General features: G+C 57.3%; 16 protein-coding genes and 2 tRNA genes. 6 read left to right on the top strand and 12 right to left on the bottom strand.

The features are described 5' to 3' along the window. The first annotated feature begins 15 nt into the window (after positions 1–15). Positions 16–1,506, top strand: a complete 1,491-nt coding sequence (gppA, locus tag ACOI6Z_RS24650; protein WP_023291549.1) for a guanosine-5'-triphosphate,3'-diphosphate diphosphatase — start codon at positions 16–18, stop codon at positions 1,504–1,506. A 51-nt stretch (positions 1,507–1,557) separates the two neighbouring features. On the opposite strand, the gene rep is transcribed toward gppA, so the two are convergent. Further along, positions 1,558–3,582 carry a DNA helicase Rep gene (gene rep / locus ACOI6Z_RS24645; RefSeq protein ID WP_004886858.1) on the bottom strand — a complete coding sequence of 675 codons (2,025 nt, stop codon included), beginning with the start codon at positions 3,580–3,582 and terminating at the stop codon, positions 1,558–1,560. Between the two features lie 112 nt (positions 3,583–3,694). Between rep and ppiC (ACOI6Z_RS24640) the strand changes: the two genes are divergently transcribed. After that, positions 3,695–3,976 carry a peptidylprolyl isomerase PpiC gene (gene ppiC, locus ACOI6Z_RS24640; RefSeq protein WP_032454495.1) on the top strand — a complete coding sequence of 94 codons (282 nt, stop codon included), beginning with the start codon at positions 3,695–3,697 and terminating at the stop codon, positions 3,974–3,976. Positions 3,977–4,026: 50 nt separating this feature from the next. Then, the gene (gene ppiC, locus ACOI6Z_RS24635) at positions 4,027–4,308 is read left to right on the top strand and encodes a peptidylprolyl isomerase PpiC (RefSeq protein WP_004886861.1); all 282 of its coding nucleotides are present in this window, start codon (positions 4,027–4,029) and stop codon (positions 4,306–4,308) included. A gap of 203 nt (positions 4,309–4,511) precedes the next feature. On the opposite strand, the gene ilvC is transcribed toward ppiC (ACOI6Z_RS24635), so the two are convergent. Further along, on the bottom strand, positions 4,512–5,987 hold the full coding sequence (gene ilvC / locus ACOI6Z_RS24630; RefSeq protein WP_023291546.1) for a ketol-acid reductoisomerase: 1,476 nt from the start codon (positions 5,985–5,987) through the stop codon (positions 4,512–4,514). Positions 5,988–6,139: 152 nt separating this feature from the next. Here ilvC and ilvY point away from each other — a divergent pair, with 152 nt between their 5' ends. Beyond that, entirely contained in the window at positions 6,140–7,030 is an 891-nt protein-coding gene (gene ilvY / locus ACOI6Z_RS24625; protein WP_012543253.1) for an HTH-type transcriptional activator IlvY, read from the top strand. Here the strand turns inward: ilvY and ilvA are convergent. The 7 genes from ilvA to ilvL all read right to left on the bottom strand — a co-directional run bounded on the left by ilvA (position 7,027) and on the right by ilvL (position 13,570). Beyond that, a complete protein-coding gene (ilvA, locus tag ACOI6Z_RS24620; protein WP_017899412.1) occupies positions 7,027–8,571 on the bottom strand; it encodes a threonine ammonia-lyase, biosynthetic in 1,545 nt (514 codons plus the stop codon). The genes ilvY and ilvA overlap by 4 nt on opposite strands. A 2-nt stretch (positions 8,572–8,573) precedes the next feature. Beyond that, the gene (ilvD, locus tag ACOI6Z_RS24615; protein WP_023291545.1) at positions 8,574–10,424 is read right to left on the bottom strand and encodes a dihydroxy-acid dehydratase; all 1,851 of its coding nucleotides are present in this window, start codon (positions 10,422–10,424) and stop codon (positions 8,574–8,576) included. A gap of 60 nt (positions 10,425–10,484) precedes the next feature. After that, the gene (gene ilvE / locus ACOI6Z_RS24610; RefSeq protein WP_032430284.1) at positions 10,485–11,414 is read right to left on the bottom strand and encodes a branched-chain-amino-acid transaminase; all 930 of its coding nucleotides are present in this window, start codon (positions 11,412–11,414) and stop codon (positions 10,485–10,487) included. 16 nt (positions 11,415–11,430) lie between these two features. After that, entirely contained in the window at positions 11,431–11,688 is a 258-nt protein-coding gene (ilvM, locus tag ACOI6Z_RS24605) for an acetolactate synthase 2 small subunit (RefSeq protein ID WP_004886870.1), read from the bottom strand. Continuing rightward, positions 11,685–13,331 carry an acetolactate synthase 2 catalytic subunit gene (ilvG, locus tag ACOI6Z_RS24600; RefSeq protein WP_049013138.1) on the bottom strand — a complete coding sequence of 549 codons (1,647 nt, stop codon included), beginning with the start codon at positions 13,329–13,331 and terminating at the stop codon, positions 11,685–11,687. The genes ilvM and ilvG overlap by 4 nt, the downstream gene beginning before the upstream one ends. Positions 13,332–13,333: 2 nt before the next feature. Beyond that, a complete protein-coding gene (gene ilvX, locus ACOI6Z_RS24595; RefSeq protein ID WP_175426296.1) occupies positions 13,334–13,384 on the bottom strand; it encodes a peptide IlvX in 51 nt (16 codons plus the stop codon). An 87-nt stretch (positions 13,385–13,471) separates the two neighbouring features. Next, positions 13,472–13,570, bottom strand: a complete 99-nt coding sequence (gene ilvL, locus ACOI6Z_RS24590) for an ilv operon leader peptide (RefSeq protein ID WP_001311244.1) — start codon at positions 13,568–13,570, stop codon at positions 13,472–13,474. A 354-nt stretch (positions 13,571–13,924) separates the two neighbouring features. Between ilvL and ACOI6Z_RS24585 the strand changes: the two genes are divergently transcribed. Further along, positions 13,925–15,445, top strand: coding sequence for a YifB family Mg chelatase-like AAA ATPase (locus ACOI6Z_RS24585; RefSeq protein WP_065813049.1), 1,521 nt, complete (start codon positions 13,925–13,927; stop codon positions 15,443–15,445). A 24-nt stretch (positions 15,446–15,469) separates the two neighbouring features. Here ACOI6Z_RS24585 and ACOI6Z_RS24580 read toward each other — a convergent pair whose 3' ends face one another. Then, the gene (locus ACOI6Z_RS24580) at positions 15,470–15,808 is read right to left on the bottom strand and encodes a DUF413 domain-containing protein (protein ID WP_004886877.1); all 339 of its coding nucleotides are present in this window, start codon (positions 15,806–15,808) and stop codon (positions 15,470–15,472) included. Between the two features lie 118 nt (positions 15,809–15,926). Between ACOI6Z_RS24580 and hdfR the strand changes: the two genes are divergently transcribed. Next, the gene (hdfR, locus tag ACOI6Z_RS24575) at positions 15,927–16,748 is read left to right on the top strand and encodes an HTH-type transcriptional regulator HdfR (RefSeq protein WP_032454492.1); all 822 of its coding nucleotides are present in this window, start codon (positions 15,927–15,929) and stop codon (positions 16,746–16,748) included. Between the two features lie 109 nt (positions 16,749–16,857). Here hdfR and ACOI6Z_RS24570 read toward each other — a convergent pair. Both ACOI6Z_RS24570 and ACOI6Z_RS24565 read right to left on the bottom strand, forming a co-directional pair. Then, positions 16,858–16,933: transfer RNA gene (locus tag ACOI6Z_RS24570), tRNA-Trp, on the bottom strand. Between the two features lie 53 nt (positions 16,934–16,986). Then, positions 16,987–17,063: transfer RNA gene (locus ACOI6Z_RS24565), tRNA-Asp, on the bottom strand. Between the last annotated feature and the right edge of the window lie 40 nt (positions 17,064–17,103).

Raw genomic sequence — 17,103 nt, 5'->3', positions numbered from 1 at the left:
GGAGCCTTCTGAACGATGAAGAGCATGAGCTCCACCTCGCTGTATGCCGCCATTGATTTGGGCTCCAACAGTTTCCATATGTTGGTGGTGCGCGAGGTGGCTGGCAGTATCCAAACGCTGAGCCGCATTAAGCGCAAAGTTCGTCTGGCCGCCGGCCTGAATAGCGACAACACGCTATCCGCAGAAGCGATGGAACGCGGCTGGCAGTGCTTACGCCTGTTTGCCGAACGCCTGCAGGATATTCCGCCGGCGCAAATCCGCGTCGTGGCCACCGCCACGCTGCGTCTTGCCGTCAATGCCGGCGAATTTCTGGCGAAAGCGCAGGAGATCCTCGGCAGTCCGGTACAGGTCATTAGCGGTGAAGAAGAAGCGCGCCTGATTTATCAGGGTGTCGCCCACACCACCGGCGGCGCCGATCAGCGTCTGGTGGTCGATATCGGCGGCGCCAGCACCGAACTGGTGACCGGCACCGGCGCGCAAACGACCTCGCTATTTAGCCTGTCGATGGGCTGTGTGACCTGGCTTGAACGCTATTTCGCCGACCGCAGCCTGACGAAAGAGAATTTCGATCTTGCCGAGGCGGCCGCGCGTGAGGTGCTACTGCCCATCGCCGATGTGCTGCGCTATCACGGATGGAAAGTGTGCGTTGGCGCCTCCGGCACCGTTCAGGCTCTGCAGGAAATTATGATGGCGCAGGGGATGGATGAGCGGATCACCCTGACCAAACTCCAGCAGCTTAAACAGCGCGCCATCCAGTGCGGACGCCTGGAAGAGCTGGAGATCGAAGGCTTAACCCTTGAGCGAGCGCTGGTGTTTCCGAGCGGGCTGGCGATCCTTATCGCTATCTTCAGCGAACTGAATATTCAGTGTATGACCCTCGCGGGCGGCGCATTACGGGAAGGGCTGGTGTATGGCATGCTGCATCTCTCCGTTGAACAGGACATCCGCAGCCGCACTCTGCGTAATATTCAGCGTCGTTTTATGATCGACACCGAACAGGCCCAGCGCGTCGCTGGTCTCGCCAGCCACCTGCTCAGCCAGCTGGACGGCTGCTGGGAACTGGATCCGCTGAGCCGCGATTTGCTCCTCAGCGCCTGTGCGTTGCATGAGATTGGCCTGAGCGTGGATTTTAAGCGCGCGCCGCAGCACGCGGCCTATCTGGTCAATAATCTCGACCTGCCCGGCTTTACCCCAGCGCAGAAGAAGCTGATTGCGACGCTGCTGCTTAACCAGACTAACGCCATCGACCTCTCATCGCTTCATCAGCAGAACGCCGTCCCGCCGCGGGTTGCCGAACATCTTTGTCGCCTGCTGCGACTGGCGATCCTCTTTGCCAGCCGGCGGCGTGACGATTTGCTGCCCGCCATCAATCTGGTGGCCGATGATGAAAAACTGTCCCTGACGCTGCCGGAAAACTGGCTGGATAATCACCCGCTTGGGGCTGAGCTGATCGAACAGGAATGCCAGTGGCAAAGCTATGTGCACTGGATGCTTGAGGTGAAGTAATACGCTGAACATTGCCGGGCGGCGGCTTCGCCTTACCCGGCCTGCTTATCGCTATCCTTTCTCTTTAGCTTTTGCCAGCATGGCGCGAATGTTCGCCACGTTAGCCTGTCCTTTATGCATTCGCTCTTCAGCGGTAATCACTTTGCGCGCCTGCTCCCAAATCAGATCGTCCTGGGGTAGCTCGAGCAGGAAACGGCTCGGTTCCGGGCGCACCACCTCACCATACTGCCGGCGCTCCTTACAGAGCGTAAAGGTCAGCTCTTTCTGCGCACGGGTGATGCCCACGTAGGCTAACCGGCGCTCTTCATCGACGTTATCTTCATCAATGCTGCTCTGGTGCGGGAGCAATCCCTCCTCCATGCCCACCAGGTAAACATACGGGAACTCCAGCCCTTTTGAGGCATGGAGGGTCATCAGCTGCACCTGATCCAGCTCTTCATCCGATTCGCCGCGCTCCATCATGTCGCGCAGCGTAAAGCGGGTGACCACCTGCGTCAGGGTCATCGGCTCATCGATTTCGCTGCCTTCCAGCATCTCGGTCATCCAGGTGAACAGCTGGTTGACGTTTTTCATGCGCATTTCCGCGGCTTTCGGGCTGGGCGAGGTTTCATACAACCAGGATTCGTAATCAATCCCGCGGATCAAGTCGCGCACGGCGTTGACCGGCTCGCGTTCGGCCAGTTGCTGGATCTCGCGCAGCCAGTGGGTGAAGCGGGTGAGTGATTCATAGCCGCGCCCGGTCAGCGTCTGGCTAAGACCCATATCAAAGCTGGCGGTGAACAATCCTTTGTTGCGGCCCATCGCCCACTCACCGAGCTTTTGCAGCGTCGCGGGGCCGATCTCGCGCTTCGGCGTGTTGACGATACGCAGGAAGGCGCTGTCGTCGTCCGGGTTGGTCAGCACGCGCAGATAGGCCAGCAGATCTTTAATTTCCGGGCGCGAGAAGAACGACGTGCCGCCGGAGATTTTGTACGGGATGCGATTCTGCATCAGCATCTTTTCAAAGACCCGCGACTGGTGATTGCCGCGATAAAGGATCGCGTAGTCTTTGTAATTGGTTTTATTAATAAAGTGGTGGGCGATCAGTTCCCCGGCCACGCGCTCCGCTTCATGATCTTCATTGTTGGCGGAGAGCACTTTCAGCTCAGCGCCGTATCCCAGTTCGGAGAACAGACGCTTTTCAAAAACGTGCGGGTTGTTGGCGATCAGAATGTTAGCGGCTTTCAGAATACGCCCGGAGGAGCGATAGTTCTGCTCAAGCTTGATAACCTGCAGCGCCGGGAAGTCCTGGCTGAGCAGCACCAGGTTCTGTGGCCGCGCGCCGCGCCACGAATAGATCGACTGGTCATCGTCGCCTACCACGGTAAAACGCGCCCGCTGGCCCACCAGCAGCTTCACCAGCTCATACTGGCTGGTGTTGGTATCCTGATACTCATCCACCAGCAGGTAGCGGATCTTATTCTGCCAGCGTTCGCGCACCTCCTCATTGCGCTGCAGCAGCAGCGTCGGCAGTAGGATCAGATCGTCAAAATCGAGGACATTGCAGGCCTTCATATGCGCATCGTACAGCCCATAGCAGTGGGCGAAGATGCGGTCCCGTTCGCCTTTCGCACCCGCGGCGGCCTGGGCCGGGGTTTTCAGATCGTTTTTCCAGTTGGAGATCGTCGAGATCAACTGCTGGAGCACCACTTTGTCATCTTCGATCAACCCTTCGGTCAGCTCTTTGAGCAACGCCACCTGGTCGGTATCGTCGAATAAGGAGAAGTTAGACTTCATGCCCAGCGCGGCGTATTCCCGCTTGATGATATCCAGCCCCAGGGTGTGGAAGGTGGAAATCATCAGCCCGCGCGCCTCTTTGCGCCCCAGCGTTTGCCCAACGCGCTCTTTCATCTCGCGCGCGGCTTTGTTGGTAAAGGTCACGGCCGCGATATGGCGCGCCTGATAGCCGCAGCCGCGGATCAGGTGGGCGATTTTATTGGTGATCACGCGGGTCTTACCGGAGCCGGCGCCCGCCAGCACCAGGCACGGTCCGGTTACAAATTCGACGGCTTGTTGTTGGCCAGGGTTTAAACGCATGGGAGTCTTGCTCAATCTTCGAACGGGGTGGGGATTGTAGCAGAAAGCGGAGCCGAGATTTACCGACTGATGGTAAAGTGAAGAAATCGCGATTAACCCATAGGGCAGAACCATGAAAAAGACCGCAGCAGCCCTGCATATCCTGGTCAAAGAAGAAAAACTGGCCCAGGAGATCCTCGCCAAACTGGAGCGGGGCGTCAGCTTCGATCATCTGGCGAAGCGCTATTCCCAATGTCCGTCGGGGCGCAACGGCGGCGACCTGGGCGAGTTTCAGCAAGGCGCGATGGTCGGCCCATTCGATCAGGCGGTCTTTAGCTGCCCGCTTCTCAAGCCCTACGGTCCGGTAAAAACCAAGTTTGGCTACCATATCATTAAGGTGCTTTATCGCCGCTGACGCGTGGTATATTGCGCCCCGATTTATCTCAACCTATTCAAGGCACGATCATGGCAAAAACAGCAGCAGCACTGCATATTCTTGTTAAAGAAGAGAAACTGGCTCTGGATCTTCTGGAGCAGATTAAAAACGGCGCCGACTTCGGTAAGCTGGCAAAGAAACACTCTATTTGCCCATCAGGTAAACGCGGCGGTGATTTAGGTGAATTCCGCCAGGGCCAGATGGTCCCGGCGTTCGATAAAGTGGTCTTCTCCTGCCCGGTGCTGGAGCCAACCGGACCGCTGCATACCCAGTTCGGCTACCACATCATCAAAGTCCTGTACCGGAAATAATAAAAAAACCCGGGGATCTTAATCTCCGGGTTTTTGCCTGATGGCGCTTCGCTTATCAGGCCTACTAAACAAATTCATTCCTCTATGGATTTCAGCTTGCCGGAAGGCGGCCAGGAAGTACACCCCCAGGAACATAGATAACTATGTGACTGGGGTGTACGTACCGTAGCCAACGCATCGGCCAGTCGAAAGACGACGAGGAATTAGCCGGCAACCGCAATACGCTTCATATCGGTCATATAGCCACGCAGTTTGTGACCCACTTTCTCGATCTGGTGGCTGCGGATGGCTTCGTTGACATCACGCAGCTGGGCGTTGTCTACCGCGCCTTCGGCAATCGCCGTACCCAAGTCGCCAGTCTGCAGGGTGGTCATGAACTCTTTCAGCAGCGGTACGCAAGCGTAAGAGAACAGGTAGTTACCATATTCAGCGGTATCGGAGATAACCACGTTCATCTCGTACAGACGCTTACGGGCGATGGTGTTGGCGATCAGCGGCAGCTCGTGCAGTGATTCGTAGTAAGCGGACTCTTCGATGATGCCGGAATCGACCATGGTTTCGAACGCCAGCTCAACGCCTGCTTTCACCATCGCGATCATCAGAACGCCTTTATCGAAGTACTCCTGCTCGCCGATTTTACCTTCATACTGCGGCGCGGTTTCGAACGCGGTTTTACCCGTCTCTTCACGCCAGGTCAGCAGTTTCTTATCGTCGTTCGCCCAGTCCGCCATCATACCGGAGGAGAATTCGCCGGAAATGATGTCGTCCATGTGTTTCTGGAACAGCGGCGCCATAATCTCTTTCAGCTGCTCGGAGAGCGCATAAGCGCGCAGTTTCGCCGGGTTAGAGAGGCGATCCATCATCAGGGTGATGCCGCCCTGCTTCAGCGCTTCGGTGATGGTTTCCCAGCCGAACTGAATCAGTTTTTCTGCATACGCCGGGTCGGTACCTTCCGCCACCAGCTTGTCGAAGCACAGCAGAGAACCCGCCTGCAGCATACCGCAGAGGATGGTCTGCTCGCCCATCAGGTCAGATTTCACTTCTGCCACGAAGGAAGACTCCAGGACGCCCGCACGGTGGCCGCCGGTCGCCGCTGCCCATGCTTTCGCAATGGCCATGCCTTCGCCTTTCGGGTCATTTTCCGGGTGTACCGCGATAAGCGTCGGTACGCCGAAACCGCGTTTGTACTCTTCACGCACTTCGGTACCCGGGCACTTCGGCGCCACCATCACCACGGTGATGTCTTTACGGATCTGCTCGCCCACTTCCACGATGTTGAAGCCGTGGGAGTAGCCCAGCGCCGCGCCGTCTTTCATCAGCGGCTGTACGGAGCGCACAACGTCAGAGTGCTGTTTGTCCGGGGTCAGGTTAACCACCAGGTCCGCCTGTGGGATCAGCTCTTCATAAGTGCCGACTTTAAAACCGTTTTCGGTCGCTTTACGCCAGGAGGCGCGCTTCTCGGCGATCGCTTCTTTGCGCAGCGCATAGGAGATATCCAGGCCGGAGTCACGCATGTTCAGACCCTGGTTCAGACCCTGCGCGCCGCAGCCGACGATGACCACTTTTTTACCCTGAAGGTAGCTGGCGCCATCGGCGAATTCGTCGCGCGCCATAAAGCGGCATTTGCCCAGCTGTGCCAGCTGCTGGCGCAGGTTCAGTGTATTAAAGTAGTTAGCCATGTCTGTAACTCCGTGATGTTGTGTCGTGCTTATTGTTCGGTTCGCTTTTGCGAGAATGAACTTACTATATGACAGGAATTTTATTGCGGAAATTGATATATTCACAACGTCACGTTGCATTTTATGAAATACAAAACCGGGGAGTACGCGCCGTGGATTTACGCGATCTGAAAACCTTTCTGCATCTGGCGGAAAGCCGCCATTTTGGCCGCAGCGCGCGGGCCATGCACGTCAGCCCGTCGACGCTTTCGCGCCAGATCCAGCGCCTGGAAGAGGACCTCGGCCAGCCGCTGTTCGTGCGAGATAATCGCACGGTGACCCTGACCGAAGCAGGGGAAGAGTTACGCACCTTTGCCCAGCAGACTTTACTGCAGTATCAGCAGCTTCGCCACGCCATCGATCAGCAGGGCCCTTCGCTCTCCGGCGAGCTTCACATCTTCTGCTCTGTCACCGCCGCCTATAGCCATCTGCCGCCGATCCTCGACCGCTTTCGCGCCGCGCATCCCTCGGTAGAGATCAAGCTGTCGACCGGCGACGCCGCCGACGCCATGGAGAAGGTGGTCACCGGCGAAGCCGACCTGGCGATTGCCGGTAAACCGGAGACCCTGCCAGGGTCGGTGGCGTTTTCGATGCTGGAGAACCTCGCCGTGGTGTTAATTGCCCCGGCCCTTCCCTGCCCGGTGCGCAACCAGGTGACCGTCGAGCGTCCGGACTGGTCGACAGTGCCGTTTATCATGGCTGACCAGGGGCCGGTACGTCGGCGTATCGAGCTGTGGTTTCGGCGGCATAAAATCAGCAATCCGTCGATCTACGCCACCGTCGGGGGCCACGAAGCGATGGTGTCGATGGTCGCCCTGGGATGCGGCGTGGCGCTGCTGCCGGAGGTGGTGCTGGAGAACAGCCCGGAGCCGGTACGCAACAGGGTGATGATTCTGGAGCGCAGCGATGAGCAAACCCCGTTCGAGCTCGGCGTTTGCGCACAAAAAAAGCGGCTGCATGAGCCGCTTATTGATGCTTTCTGGAAAATCCTGCCGAACCACTAGCCCGCGAGGAAAAAGCGGAATGCCGGGTTATGGGTCTCATCGTGACACTCATAGCCCAGCTCATTGAGCCGAGTTTCAAAGTCCGGCTCGTGCTCGCCCAGCTCGAAGGCCGCCAAAACCCGACCATAGTCGGTACCGTGGCTACGGTAGTGGAACAGCGAAATATTCCAGTGGGTGCCAAGGGTGTGCAGGAACTTCAGCAGCGCCCCCGGGGACTCCGGAAATTCGAAGCTGAACAGCCGCTCCTGCAGCGCTTTGGACGGTCGGCCGCCAACCATATAGCGCACATGGAGCTTGGCCATTTCGTCATCGGAAAGGTCAACGACGCTGTAGCCGCCATCGTTCAGTAACTGGAGGATCTCTTTCCGCTCCTCCAGCCCACGACTTAGACGCACCCCCACAAAGATGCAGGCGTCTTTGGCATCGGCAAAGCGGTAGTTGAACTCGGTCACCGAACGCCCCCCCAGCAACTGGCAAAACTTCAGAAAGCTGCCTTTCTCTTCCGGGATCGTCACCGCCAGCAGCGCTTCGCGCTGTTCCCCGAGCTCGCAGCGTTCAGACACGTAGCGCAGACCGTGGAAGTTGACGTTGGCCCCGGACAGAATGTGAGCCAGTCGCTCGCCGCGAATATTGTGCTGGGCGACATATTTCTTCATCCCCGCCAGCGCCAGGGCGCCGGAAGGCTCTGCCACCGCCCGCACATCTTCGAACAAATCCTTCATCGCCGCGCAAATAGCGTCGCTGTCGACGGTGATGATGTCGTCCAGATACTCCTGGCACAGACGGAAGGTTTCATCGCCGATGCGTTTGACCGCCACGCCTTCGGCAAACAAGCCGACGCGCGGCAGATCCACCGGATGACCGGCGTCCAGCGCCGCCTTCAGGCAGGCCGAATCTTCCGCTTCCACCGCTATCACTTTAATCTGCGGCATCAGTTGCTTGATCAACACCGCCACGCCTGCCGCCAGGCCGCCGCCGCCCACCGGGACGAACACGCGGTCGATGTGGGCATCCTGCTGCAGCAGCTCCAGCGCCAGGGTTCCCTGACCGGCGATGACCATCGGGTGATCGAACGGCGGCACCCAGGTAAAGCCCTGCTGCTGCGCCAGCTCGATCGCTCTCGCCTTCGCTTCGTCAAAATTGGCGCCATGCAGCAGCACTTCGCCGCCAAAGCCGCGAACGGCATCCACTTTGATGTCGGCGGTCGCTACCGGCATCACGATCAGCGCCTTAACGCCCAGCCGCGATGCGGAGAACGCCACGCCCTGGGCATGATTGCCCGCCGAGGCGGTGATCACCCCGTGGGATTTCTGTTCCGCGGTCAGGCTGGACATCATCGCGTAGGCGCCGCGCAGCTTAAAGCTGTGTACCGGTTGGCGATCTTCGCGCTTCACCAGAATAACGTTATCCAGGCGAGAAGAGAGTTTGTCCATTTTTTGCAGCGGCGTTTTCTGCACCGCTTCATAAACCGGCGCGCGCAGCACTGCTCTCAGGTATTCGGCGCCCTCGGGGGCGCCGGAGAGGGGTTGTGAATCCGCCATGATTAGCCACCCAGTTTCGATTTATCGCGAACCGCGCCTTTGTCAGCGCTGGTCGCCAGGCTGGCGTAGGCGCGAAGGGCAAAGGAGACCTGACGCTGGCGATGCTTCGGCGTCCACGCCTGGTCGCCACGCGCTTCCTGGGCTTCACGACGCGCCGCAATTTCCGCATCGCTCAGCTGCAGCTGGATACTGCGGTTTGGAATATCAATCGCGATCATGTCGCCATCTTCAATGAGCGCAATGTTGCCGCCGCTCGCCGCTTCCGGTGAGACGTGACCGATAGAGAGCCCTGAGGTGCCGCCGGAGAAACGGCCATCGGTGATCAGCGCGCAGGCTTTGCCCAGCCCCATCGACTTCAGGAAGCTGGTGGGGTAAAGCATCTCCTGCATCCCCGGCCCGCCTTTCGGCCCTTCGTAGCGGATCACGACGACGTCGCCTTCAACGACTTTACCGCCGAGGATGGCCTCTACCGCATCGTCCTGGCTCTCATATACTTTCGCCGGACCGGTAAATTTCAGGATGCTGTCGTCCACGCCGGCGGTTTTCACGATACAACCGTTTTCCGCGAAATTGCCGTACAGCACCGCCAGGCCGCCGTCCTTGCTGTAAGCATGTTCCAGAGAACGGATACAGCCTTCGGCGCGATCGTCATCCAGCGTATCCCAGCGGCAGTCTTGCGAGAACGCCTGGGTGGTACGGATGCCCGCCGGGCCGGCGCGGAACATCTTTTTCACCGCATCGTCCTGGGTCACCATCACATCGTACTGTTCCAGGGTCTGCGGCAGCGTCAGGCCGAGGACGTTTTTAACCTCGCGATTCAGCAGCCCGGCGCGGTCCAGCTCGCCCAGAATGCCCAGCACGCCGCCGGCGCGATGCACATCTTCCATATGGTATTTCTGCGTGCTCGGCGCCACCTTACACAGCTGCGGCACTTTGCGGGAGAGCTTATCGATATCGCTCATGGTGAAATCGATTTCAGCTTCCTGCGCCGCCGCCAGCAGGTGCAGAACGGTGTTGGTGGAACCGCCCATGGCGATATCCAGCGTCATGGCGTTCTCAAAGGCCGCCTTGCTGGCGATATTGCGCGGCAGCGCGGAAGCGTCATCCTGCTCGTAATAGCGTTTGGTCAGCTCAACGATACGTTTCCCGGCGTTAAGGAACAGCTCCTTACGATCGGCGTGGGTCGCCAGCAGAGAGCCGTTACCCGGCTGCGACAGGCCCAGCGCTTCGGTCAGGCAGTTCATGGAGTTGGCGGTAAACATCCCGGAACAGGAGCCGCAGGTCGGACAGGCGGAGCGTTCCACCTGATTACTCTGCTCGTCGGACACTTTCGGATCCGCCCCCTGGATCATCGCATCCACCAGGTCGAGCTTGATGATTTTATCTGACAGCTTGGTTTTCCCGGCTTCCATTGGGCCGCCGGACACAAAGATCACCGGAATGTTCAGGCGCAGGGAAGCCATCAACATCCCCGGGGTGATTTTGTCGCAGTTGGAGATACAGACCATCGCATCCGCACAGTGGGCGTTAACCATGTACTCCACCGAGTCGGCGATCAGCTCGCGGGATGGCAGTGAATAGAGCATACCCCCGTGGCCCATGGCGATCCCATCATCCACTGCGATGGTGTTGAATTCTTTGGCCACGCCACCGGCGGCTTCAATCTGCTCGGCAACCAGTTTGCCGAGATCGCGCAGGTGCACGTGCCCGGGAACAAACTGGGTAAAGGAGTTAACGACGGCGATAATCGGTTTGCCGAAATCGGCATCGGTCATCCCGGTTGCGCGCCACAACGCGCGGGCGCCCGCCATATTGCGGCCATGTGTGGTGGTGGCGGAACGGTACTTAGGCATGCTCTTTTTACTCCCATCTGTGTTTATTAAATGGGACGGTGCGTGCCGTCCCATTTTTAATTACTTACTTACCGGATCCAACCAGCTCCATTTGTCTTCTGTTTCACCGGTGAAGAGGCCAAAGAAGGCTTCCTGAATGCGTTTGGTAACCGGACCGCGACGGCCTGCGCCGACCTGGATGCCATCCACGCTGCGTACCGGGGTGATTTCCGCCGCGGTGCCGGACATGAAGACTTCATCCGCCAGGTACAGGGATTCACGGGACAATACCTGCTCGCGGACTTCAATACCGAGATCTTTCGCCAGCTTGATGATGGCGTCGCGGGTAATGCCCGGCAGCGCGGAAGAGGTAAACGGCGGGGTGAACAGCACGCCGTCCTTCACTTCAAACAGGTTTTCGCCTGCGCCTTCCGAGATATAGCCGTTAACATCGAGGGCGATACCCTCCTGGTAGCCATGGCGACGCGCTTCGCTGCCAACCAGCAGCGAGGAGAGATAGTTGCCGCCGGCTTTCGCCGCCGTCGGGATGGTGTTCGGCGCCGCGCGGTTCCAGGAAGAGACCATTGCATCGATCCCCTGCTCCAGCGCTTCTGCGCCGAGGTAGGCTCCCCACGGGAACGCCGCGATGATCACGTCAGTGTTGTAACCCGGAGGCGGGTTTACCCCCATGCCGACATCGCCAACAAACACCAGCGGGCGGATATAAGCGCTGGTCAGATTATTGGTGCGAATGACTTCACGGCAGGCTTCCATTAGTTCGTCGACGCTCTGGGAGACCGGGAAACGATAAATTTTGGCTGAATCATGCAGACGCTGCATATGTTCGCGATGACGGAACACCACCGGGCCTTTGTGCGAGTCATAGCAACGGATGCCTTCGAATACCGAGGTGCCATAGTGCAGCGCATGGGACATCACATGAACTTTCGCTTCGCCCCACGGAACCATCTCGCCATTGAACCAGATGTAATCAGCTTTTTTCGTCGTCATTTTTCTTCCTTTGCGCTCAGGCGCGGATTTGTTGTGATGTGGGTTGCTGGATCTCGACGCAGGCAACGTCGACCAGTTTGCTTAATTGACTAAACAGTAATTCGACGGGCCGCGGGCTGGCAACGGTCAATTCGATATTTATGTTCTGTGCGTCCGCCGCGGTTTCCATGTTCATTGCGCAGATTTGGAAACCACGGTGGCGGACAACGCGCAGCACGCGCTCTAAGGTTTCCGGGTTGAAACGTGCCTGTAAAGCGACCTGATGTTGCATCATGATAATTTCTCCAGCATTTCAGAGTTACTGGCGCCGGGCGGCACCAACGGCCAGACATTCTCAAGTTCGTCGATTGAGACATGAAGCAGGTATGGCCCCTGGCTCGAAAGCATGGTGTCGAGTGCCGCTTCAACCTGGTCTTTACGGGTGATGTGTTGGCCAGGAATACCGAAGGCGCTGGCCAGCGTGAGGAAATCAGGGTTATCAGTCAGAGTGGTTTCGCTATAACGTTCCTGGAAAAACAGCTGCTGCCATTGTCGAACCATCCCTAACCGCTGGTTGTCGAGTAATACGATCTTAAGCGGTAACTGCTTGCGTTTAACGGTGCCCAGCTCCTGCACATTCATCATGAAGGAGCCGTCACCGGAGATACAGATCACTGTATCGTTAGGGCGCGCCACCTGGGCGCCAACGGCGGCCGGCAGGCCAAAGCCCATGGTGCCTAAGCCGCTGGAGGTGATGAAGTTTTCCGGGCGGGTATAGGTCATATGCTGAGCCGACCACATCTGATGCTGACCAACGTCGGTTGTCACCACGCTGTCCGCCGGCTTGCGGTCGGAAAGCTGTTTCAGCAACAGCGGCGCGTAGATTGCCTCACCGGGATGATCGTAACGCCAGGCGTGATCGGCACGCAGCGCGGCACTCCGCTCGCGCCAGCCATCAATCGCTAACGGCTGCTGCAGCGCCGGCAGCAAGCGGTTCAGGTCGCCGGTCAGACCGATGTGCGCCTGGCGCAGCTTGTTCAGCTCCGCCGGATCGATGTCCATATGGATCACTTTGGCATGCGGCGCGAAGGTGTTGAGCTTGCCGGTCACGCGATCGTCAAAGCGCGCGCCGACGGCAATCAGCAGATCGCACTCCTGTACCGCCAGGTTGGCCGCCCTGGTGCCGTGCATTCCCAGCATGCCGAGATAATACGGGTAATCGGCGTCCACCACGCCCAGCCCTTTCAGAGTGCAGGTCGCCGGCATCCGGGTTACGGCGAGGAATTCACGCAGCGCCGGTACCGCCTGCGCCATGCCGACCCCGCCGCCAACATACAGCATCGGTTGCTGCGATTGAGCCAGCATCTGCAGAGCCTGAGCCACTTCCGCCTGCGGAAATGCCATCTCATCGGCGACCGTAGAGAAATGGGGATCGAGATCGCCCTGCGCCATCTGAATATCCTTAGGGATATCAACCAGCACCGGGCCTGGACGGCCTGAGTTTGCCACCTGGAAAGCTTCAGCAATGACCCGCGGCAGCTCGTCCAGAGACTGCACGAGGAAACTGTGCTTAGTACAGGCCAGTGACAAACCGAGAACGTCTACTTCCTGAAACGCATCCGTGCCGATGAAGGGCGCGGCCACCTGGCCGGTGATGGCGACAATGGGGATGGAGTCAAGCAAAGCGTCCGCCAGGCCGGTGATCAGATTGGTCGCGCCCGGGCCGGAGGTGGCGATACACACTCCGGTTTTACCGGTTGCTCGCGCATAACCAATGGCCGCCATGGCTGCCCCTTGCTCATGCCGGCACAGCAGGTGCTCCACGCCGCCGTCATACAGTGCATCGTAAACCGGCATAATTGCGCCACCCGGATAGCCAAAAACGGTGTCGACCCCCTGTGTCCGCAAAGCATGTACCACCCACTGCGCGCCATTCATAGTTAGTTCCCCGTCATAAATCGGGAGAAACAGAATTTTATGCTAAAAGTCATCATCTGCTCCTCGCTTAGGTTATTTCAGTTATAAAAAAACCCCCGGACCTTTCGGTGCGGGGGTCTTAGTTCGTTAAGGCTTGATTCTTAAGCCTTTCCTCGTCCAAGTGCAGCCCCGCACGGTGGGATAATAATCACCACCACGCTAATCACGACCAGGCTAATCACTCGTAGAAGGGCTGTCATTTTCTGTACTTTCTGGCTTCTTGTTCGAAGGAATACCTAAAGAGGTACCACAGACATCACATAAAACACAAGATTTTTTTATATCTCCGTTGCTGAGCAGCCTAACAGTTTCAGCAAAAATAATTGTTTTATATGAAAAAAATCAGAAATGAAAAAAATTCAGTTTTCTCTCGCCTGGCGCGCGCTTTTGCGCGTGCCTTTCCCATGCCACTCTCTTTTGCGAGCGAAATTCCATTTTCGGCTAAATGTAACGATATAGCGCGAAAAGTATGGATTTATGGTCCTAAATTCTCACTATTACCGCTCCCGTTTTACCACAGATCAGCCATAATCCTGCCTGGTCCAGGAGGTTTTATGTCGCTCGCCATCGTCTATACTCGCGCGGCGCTCGGTATCGAAGCGCCATTGATTACTGTCGAGGTTCATCTCAGCAACGGTCTGCCCGGCCTGACTATGGTCGGACTGCCGGAGACGACCGTGAAAGAGGCCCGTGACCGGGTCCGTAGCGCCCTGATCAACAGCGGCTACGCTTTCCCTGCGAAGAAAATAACCATTAACCTGGCGCCAGCGGATCTGCCTAAAGAGGGCGGACGATACGATCTGCCTATCGCTCTCGCGCTTCTCGTCGCCTCAGAGCAGCTCAATACGACGCGACTGAATCACTATGAGTTTGTGGGCGAACTCGCCCTCACAGGTGGGTTACGCGGCGTTCCAGGGGCGATCCCCAGCGCAATGGAGGCCATCAAAGCCGGCCGGCGTATCGTCGTCTCCGCTGATAATGCGGCTGAGGTCGGCCTGATCGGCGGCAGCGATTGCCTGGTCGCCGACCATCTGCAGGAGGTGTGCGCTTTTCTCGCGGGGCAGACATCGCTTTCACCGCCTCTTGCCGAGGCACCTATTGTTGATGAACGCGACGAAGATTTGCGCGATGTTATCGGCCAGCAGCAGGGAAAACGAGCGCTGGAGATTGTGGCCGCCGGGGGTCACAACCTGCTCCTGATAGGCCCGCCCGGCACCGGGAAAACCATGCTTGCCAGCCGGCTACCCGGTCTCCTGCCGCCATTAAGCAATCAGGAAGCACTGGAGAGCACCGCCATTCAGAGCCTGGTCAATCTGCATACCGCGAAGACCCGGTGGCGTCAGAGGCCGTTTCGCGCGCCTCACCATAGCGCCTCGCTGGCAGCGATGGTGGGCGGCGGTTCAATACCGGTCCCCGGTGAGATTTCCCTGGCCCATAATGGCGTGCTGTTTCTTGATGAACTGCCTGAGTTTGAGCGGCGTGTACTGGATGCGCTGCGCGAACCCATTGAGTCAGGCAAGATCCACATATCACGCTCGCGCGCCAAAATTGACTATCCGGCGCGCTTTCAGCTTATCGCGGCGATGAACCCAAGCCCGACAGGGCATTATCAGGGCAAACATAATCGTACATCGCCTGAGCAGACATTACGTTATCTGGGACGTCTGTCAGGCCCCTTCCTTGACCGCTTCGATCTCTCCTTAGAGATCCCGCTGCCGCCGCCAGGGATACTGAGCCAGGGCACGCAGGGCGAAGAGTCTAGCGCAACGGTCCGGCAGCGGGTGCTGGCGGCGCGCGAACGGCAAATGCTCAGGCAAAATAAGCTCAATGCTCATCTTGAGAATCGTGAAATGAAGAGCTGCTGCCACTTACGGCGGGAGGACGCTGTCTGGCTGGAACAGACACTAACGCAGTTGGGGCTCTCTATTCGAGCCTGGCAGCGTCTGTTAAAGGTGGCGAGAACCATTGCCGATCTGGCAGAGGCTGAAGAGATTGAACGCCGTCATTTGCAGGAGGCGCTCAGCTATCGGGCGATAGACCGGATGCTAAACCATCTGCAGAAAATGATGGCGTAAAAAAAGGGCTTACGCCCTTTTTTCTTAGTCATCGCTTTCGGTGTAATCGTCAGCGCCTTCCATCTGCGGTTTGCCGCCGGAAAGGGTATGGAAACGCTTCGGCCGCTTGATGCGCGCCATATACTTAATCCATACGCGTTCTGCTTCCGTTACCGGCTCACGCTCACCACGGCACACCGAGACAAACTGTTTTTCATCATCGGTAACAGGTTCGCGTTTACCCAGTTCCAGTTCGTTAAAGGCATAACCATGACGTTCCAGCAGTTGCGCCTCTTTGATGGTGAAATCACCGTGACGGGAGAACCCGCGTGGATAATTTTTATTGTCGAAAAAACGATTAGTCGTCGTAAAGCTTTCCGCCATCCTACACGCTCCTGATTCTTTGGCCGAGCTATTTATGGCGCGGAGTATTAGTTACGCTTGACAGAGCGTCAAACAAAACATTTAAATCATCACGACAAATAATTTTGTGGAGAACGGTGTGGATACGGAATTGCTCAAGACTTTCCTGGAAGTGAGCAGAACTCGTCACTTTGGGCGAGCAGCAGAGGCGCTTTACCTGACGCAGTCAGCGGTCAGCTTTCGTATTCGTCAGCTGGAAAATCAACTTGGTGTGAACCTGTTCACCCGACATCGTAATAACATTCGCCTGACGACGGCCGGAGAAAAGCTCCTGCCTTACGCCGAAACGTTAATGAATACCTGGCAGGCTGCGCGCAAGGAGGTCGCACACTCTTCGCGACATAATGAATTCTCCATCGGAGCCAGCGCCTCGCTGTGGGAATGCATGCTTAACGGCTGGCTCGGCACCCTCTACAGCGCACCTTACAATCTCCAGTTTGAAGCGCGTATCGCACAGCGGCAGTCGCTGGTTAAACAGCTTCACGAACGCCAGTTGGATCTGCTGATCACCACCGAATCGCCGAAGATGGATGAATTAAGCAGCCAGCTGTTGGGTAATTTTACCCTTGCCTTGTATTGCGCATCCCCTGCAAAAAACAGAAATGAATTGAATTACTTGCGCCTTGAATGGGGGCCTGATTTTCAGCAAAACGAAGTGGGTCTGATAGGAAGCGATGATGTTCCGCTGCTCACTACCTCTTCAGCTGAATTGATCTACCAGCAATTATCACGCCTGAACGGCTGCTGTTGGCTACCTGTTCGCTGGGCCAAAGAGAAGCATGGGTTACATACGGTCATGGACAGCGCTACGCTTTCCCGCCCACTCTATGCGATCTGGTTACAAAATAGCGATAAGCAGGGGCAGATCCACGAGATCCTGAAAAGCCCTATCCTGGAATAAGCGGTACTCTCCATGGACGGAGAGAAGCAAGGTATTTTGAACAGGGATATTGCAGATGGAGAGTAGAGATAAAAAAAAATCCTTTGCCTGAGCAAAGGATTCTTATAAATGGCAGGGGCGGAGAGACTCGAACTCCCAACACCCGGTTTTGGAGACCGGTGCTCTACCAATTGAACTACGCCCCTAAAGCTTTCTTACCACTAAGCCTGCTATCTGAGCAGGCTTAATGTTAAATAAGTGGCGGAACGGACGGGACTCGAACCCGCGACCCCCTGCGTGACAGGCAGGTATTCTAACCGACTGAACTACCGCTCCACCGAATTTTTTCGCTTTATTACCACCGGTTGTCACCCCG

Origin of the sequence: Klebsiella sp. C239 (genome assembly GCF_048822715.1) — a bacterium.
GTDB classification, from domain to species: Bacteria; Pseudomonadota; Gammaproteobacteria; order Enterobacterales; family Enterobacteriaceae; genus Klebsiella; species Klebsiella quasipneumoniae.
This window is presented reverse-complemented; position numbering and strand designations above follow the sequence as displayed.

What these genes read in the sequence shown, in the direction of transcription:
- gppA (WP_023291549.1), top strand. Translation starts at nt 16, where the DNA reads ATGAAGAGCATGAGCTCCACCTCGCTGTATGCCGCCATTGATTTGGGC.
- rep (WP_004886858.1), bottom strand. Translation starts at nt 3,582, where the DNA reads ATGCGTTTAAACCCTGGCCAACAACAAGCCGTCGAATTTGTAACCGGA.
- ppiC (WP_032454495.1), top strand. Translation starts at nt 3,695, where the DNA reads ATGAAAAAGACCGCAGCAGCCCTGCATATCCTGGTCAAAGAAGAAAAA.
- ppiC (WP_004886861.1), top strand. Translation starts at nt 4,027, where the DNA reads ATGGCAAAAACAGCAGCAGCACTGCATATTCTTGTTAAAGAAGAGAAA.
- ilvC (WP_023291546.1), bottom strand. Translation starts at nt 5,987, where the DNA reads ATGGCTAACTACTTTAATACACTGAACCTGCGCCAGCAGCTGGCACAG.
- ilvA (WP_017899412.1), bottom strand. Translation starts at nt 8,571, where the DNA reads ATGGCGGATTCACAACCCCTCTCCGGCGCCCCCGAGGGCGCCGAATAC.
- ilvD (WP_023291545.1), bottom strand. Translation starts at nt 10,424, where the DNA reads ATGCCTAAGTACCGTTCCGCCACCACCACACATGGCCGCAATATGGCG.
- ilvE (WP_032430284.1), bottom strand. Translation starts at nt 11,414, where the DNA reads ATGACGACGAAAAAAGCTGATTACATCTGGTTCAATGGCGAGATGGTT.
- ilvM (WP_004886870.1), bottom strand. Translation starts at nt 11,688, where the DNA reads ATGATGCAACATCAGGTCGCTTTACAGGCACGTTTCAACCCGGAAACC.
- ilvG (WP_049013138.1), bottom strand. Translation starts at nt 13,331, where the DNA reads ATGAATGGCGCGCAGTGGGTGGTACATGCTTTGCGGACACAGGGGGTC.
- ilvL (WP_001311244.1), bottom strand. Translation starts at nt 13,570, where the DNA reads ATGACAGCCCTTCTACGAGTGATTAGCCTGGTCGTGATTAGCGTGGTG.
- ACOI6Z_RS24585 (WP_065813049.1), top strand. Translation starts at nt 13,925, where the DNA reads ATGTCGCTCGCCATCGTCTATACTCGCGCGGCGCTCGGTATCGAAGCG.
- ACOI6Z_RS24580 (WP_004886877.1), bottom strand. Translation starts at nt 15,808, where the DNA reads ATGGCGGAAAGCTTTACGACGACTAATCGTTTTTTCGACAATAAAAAT.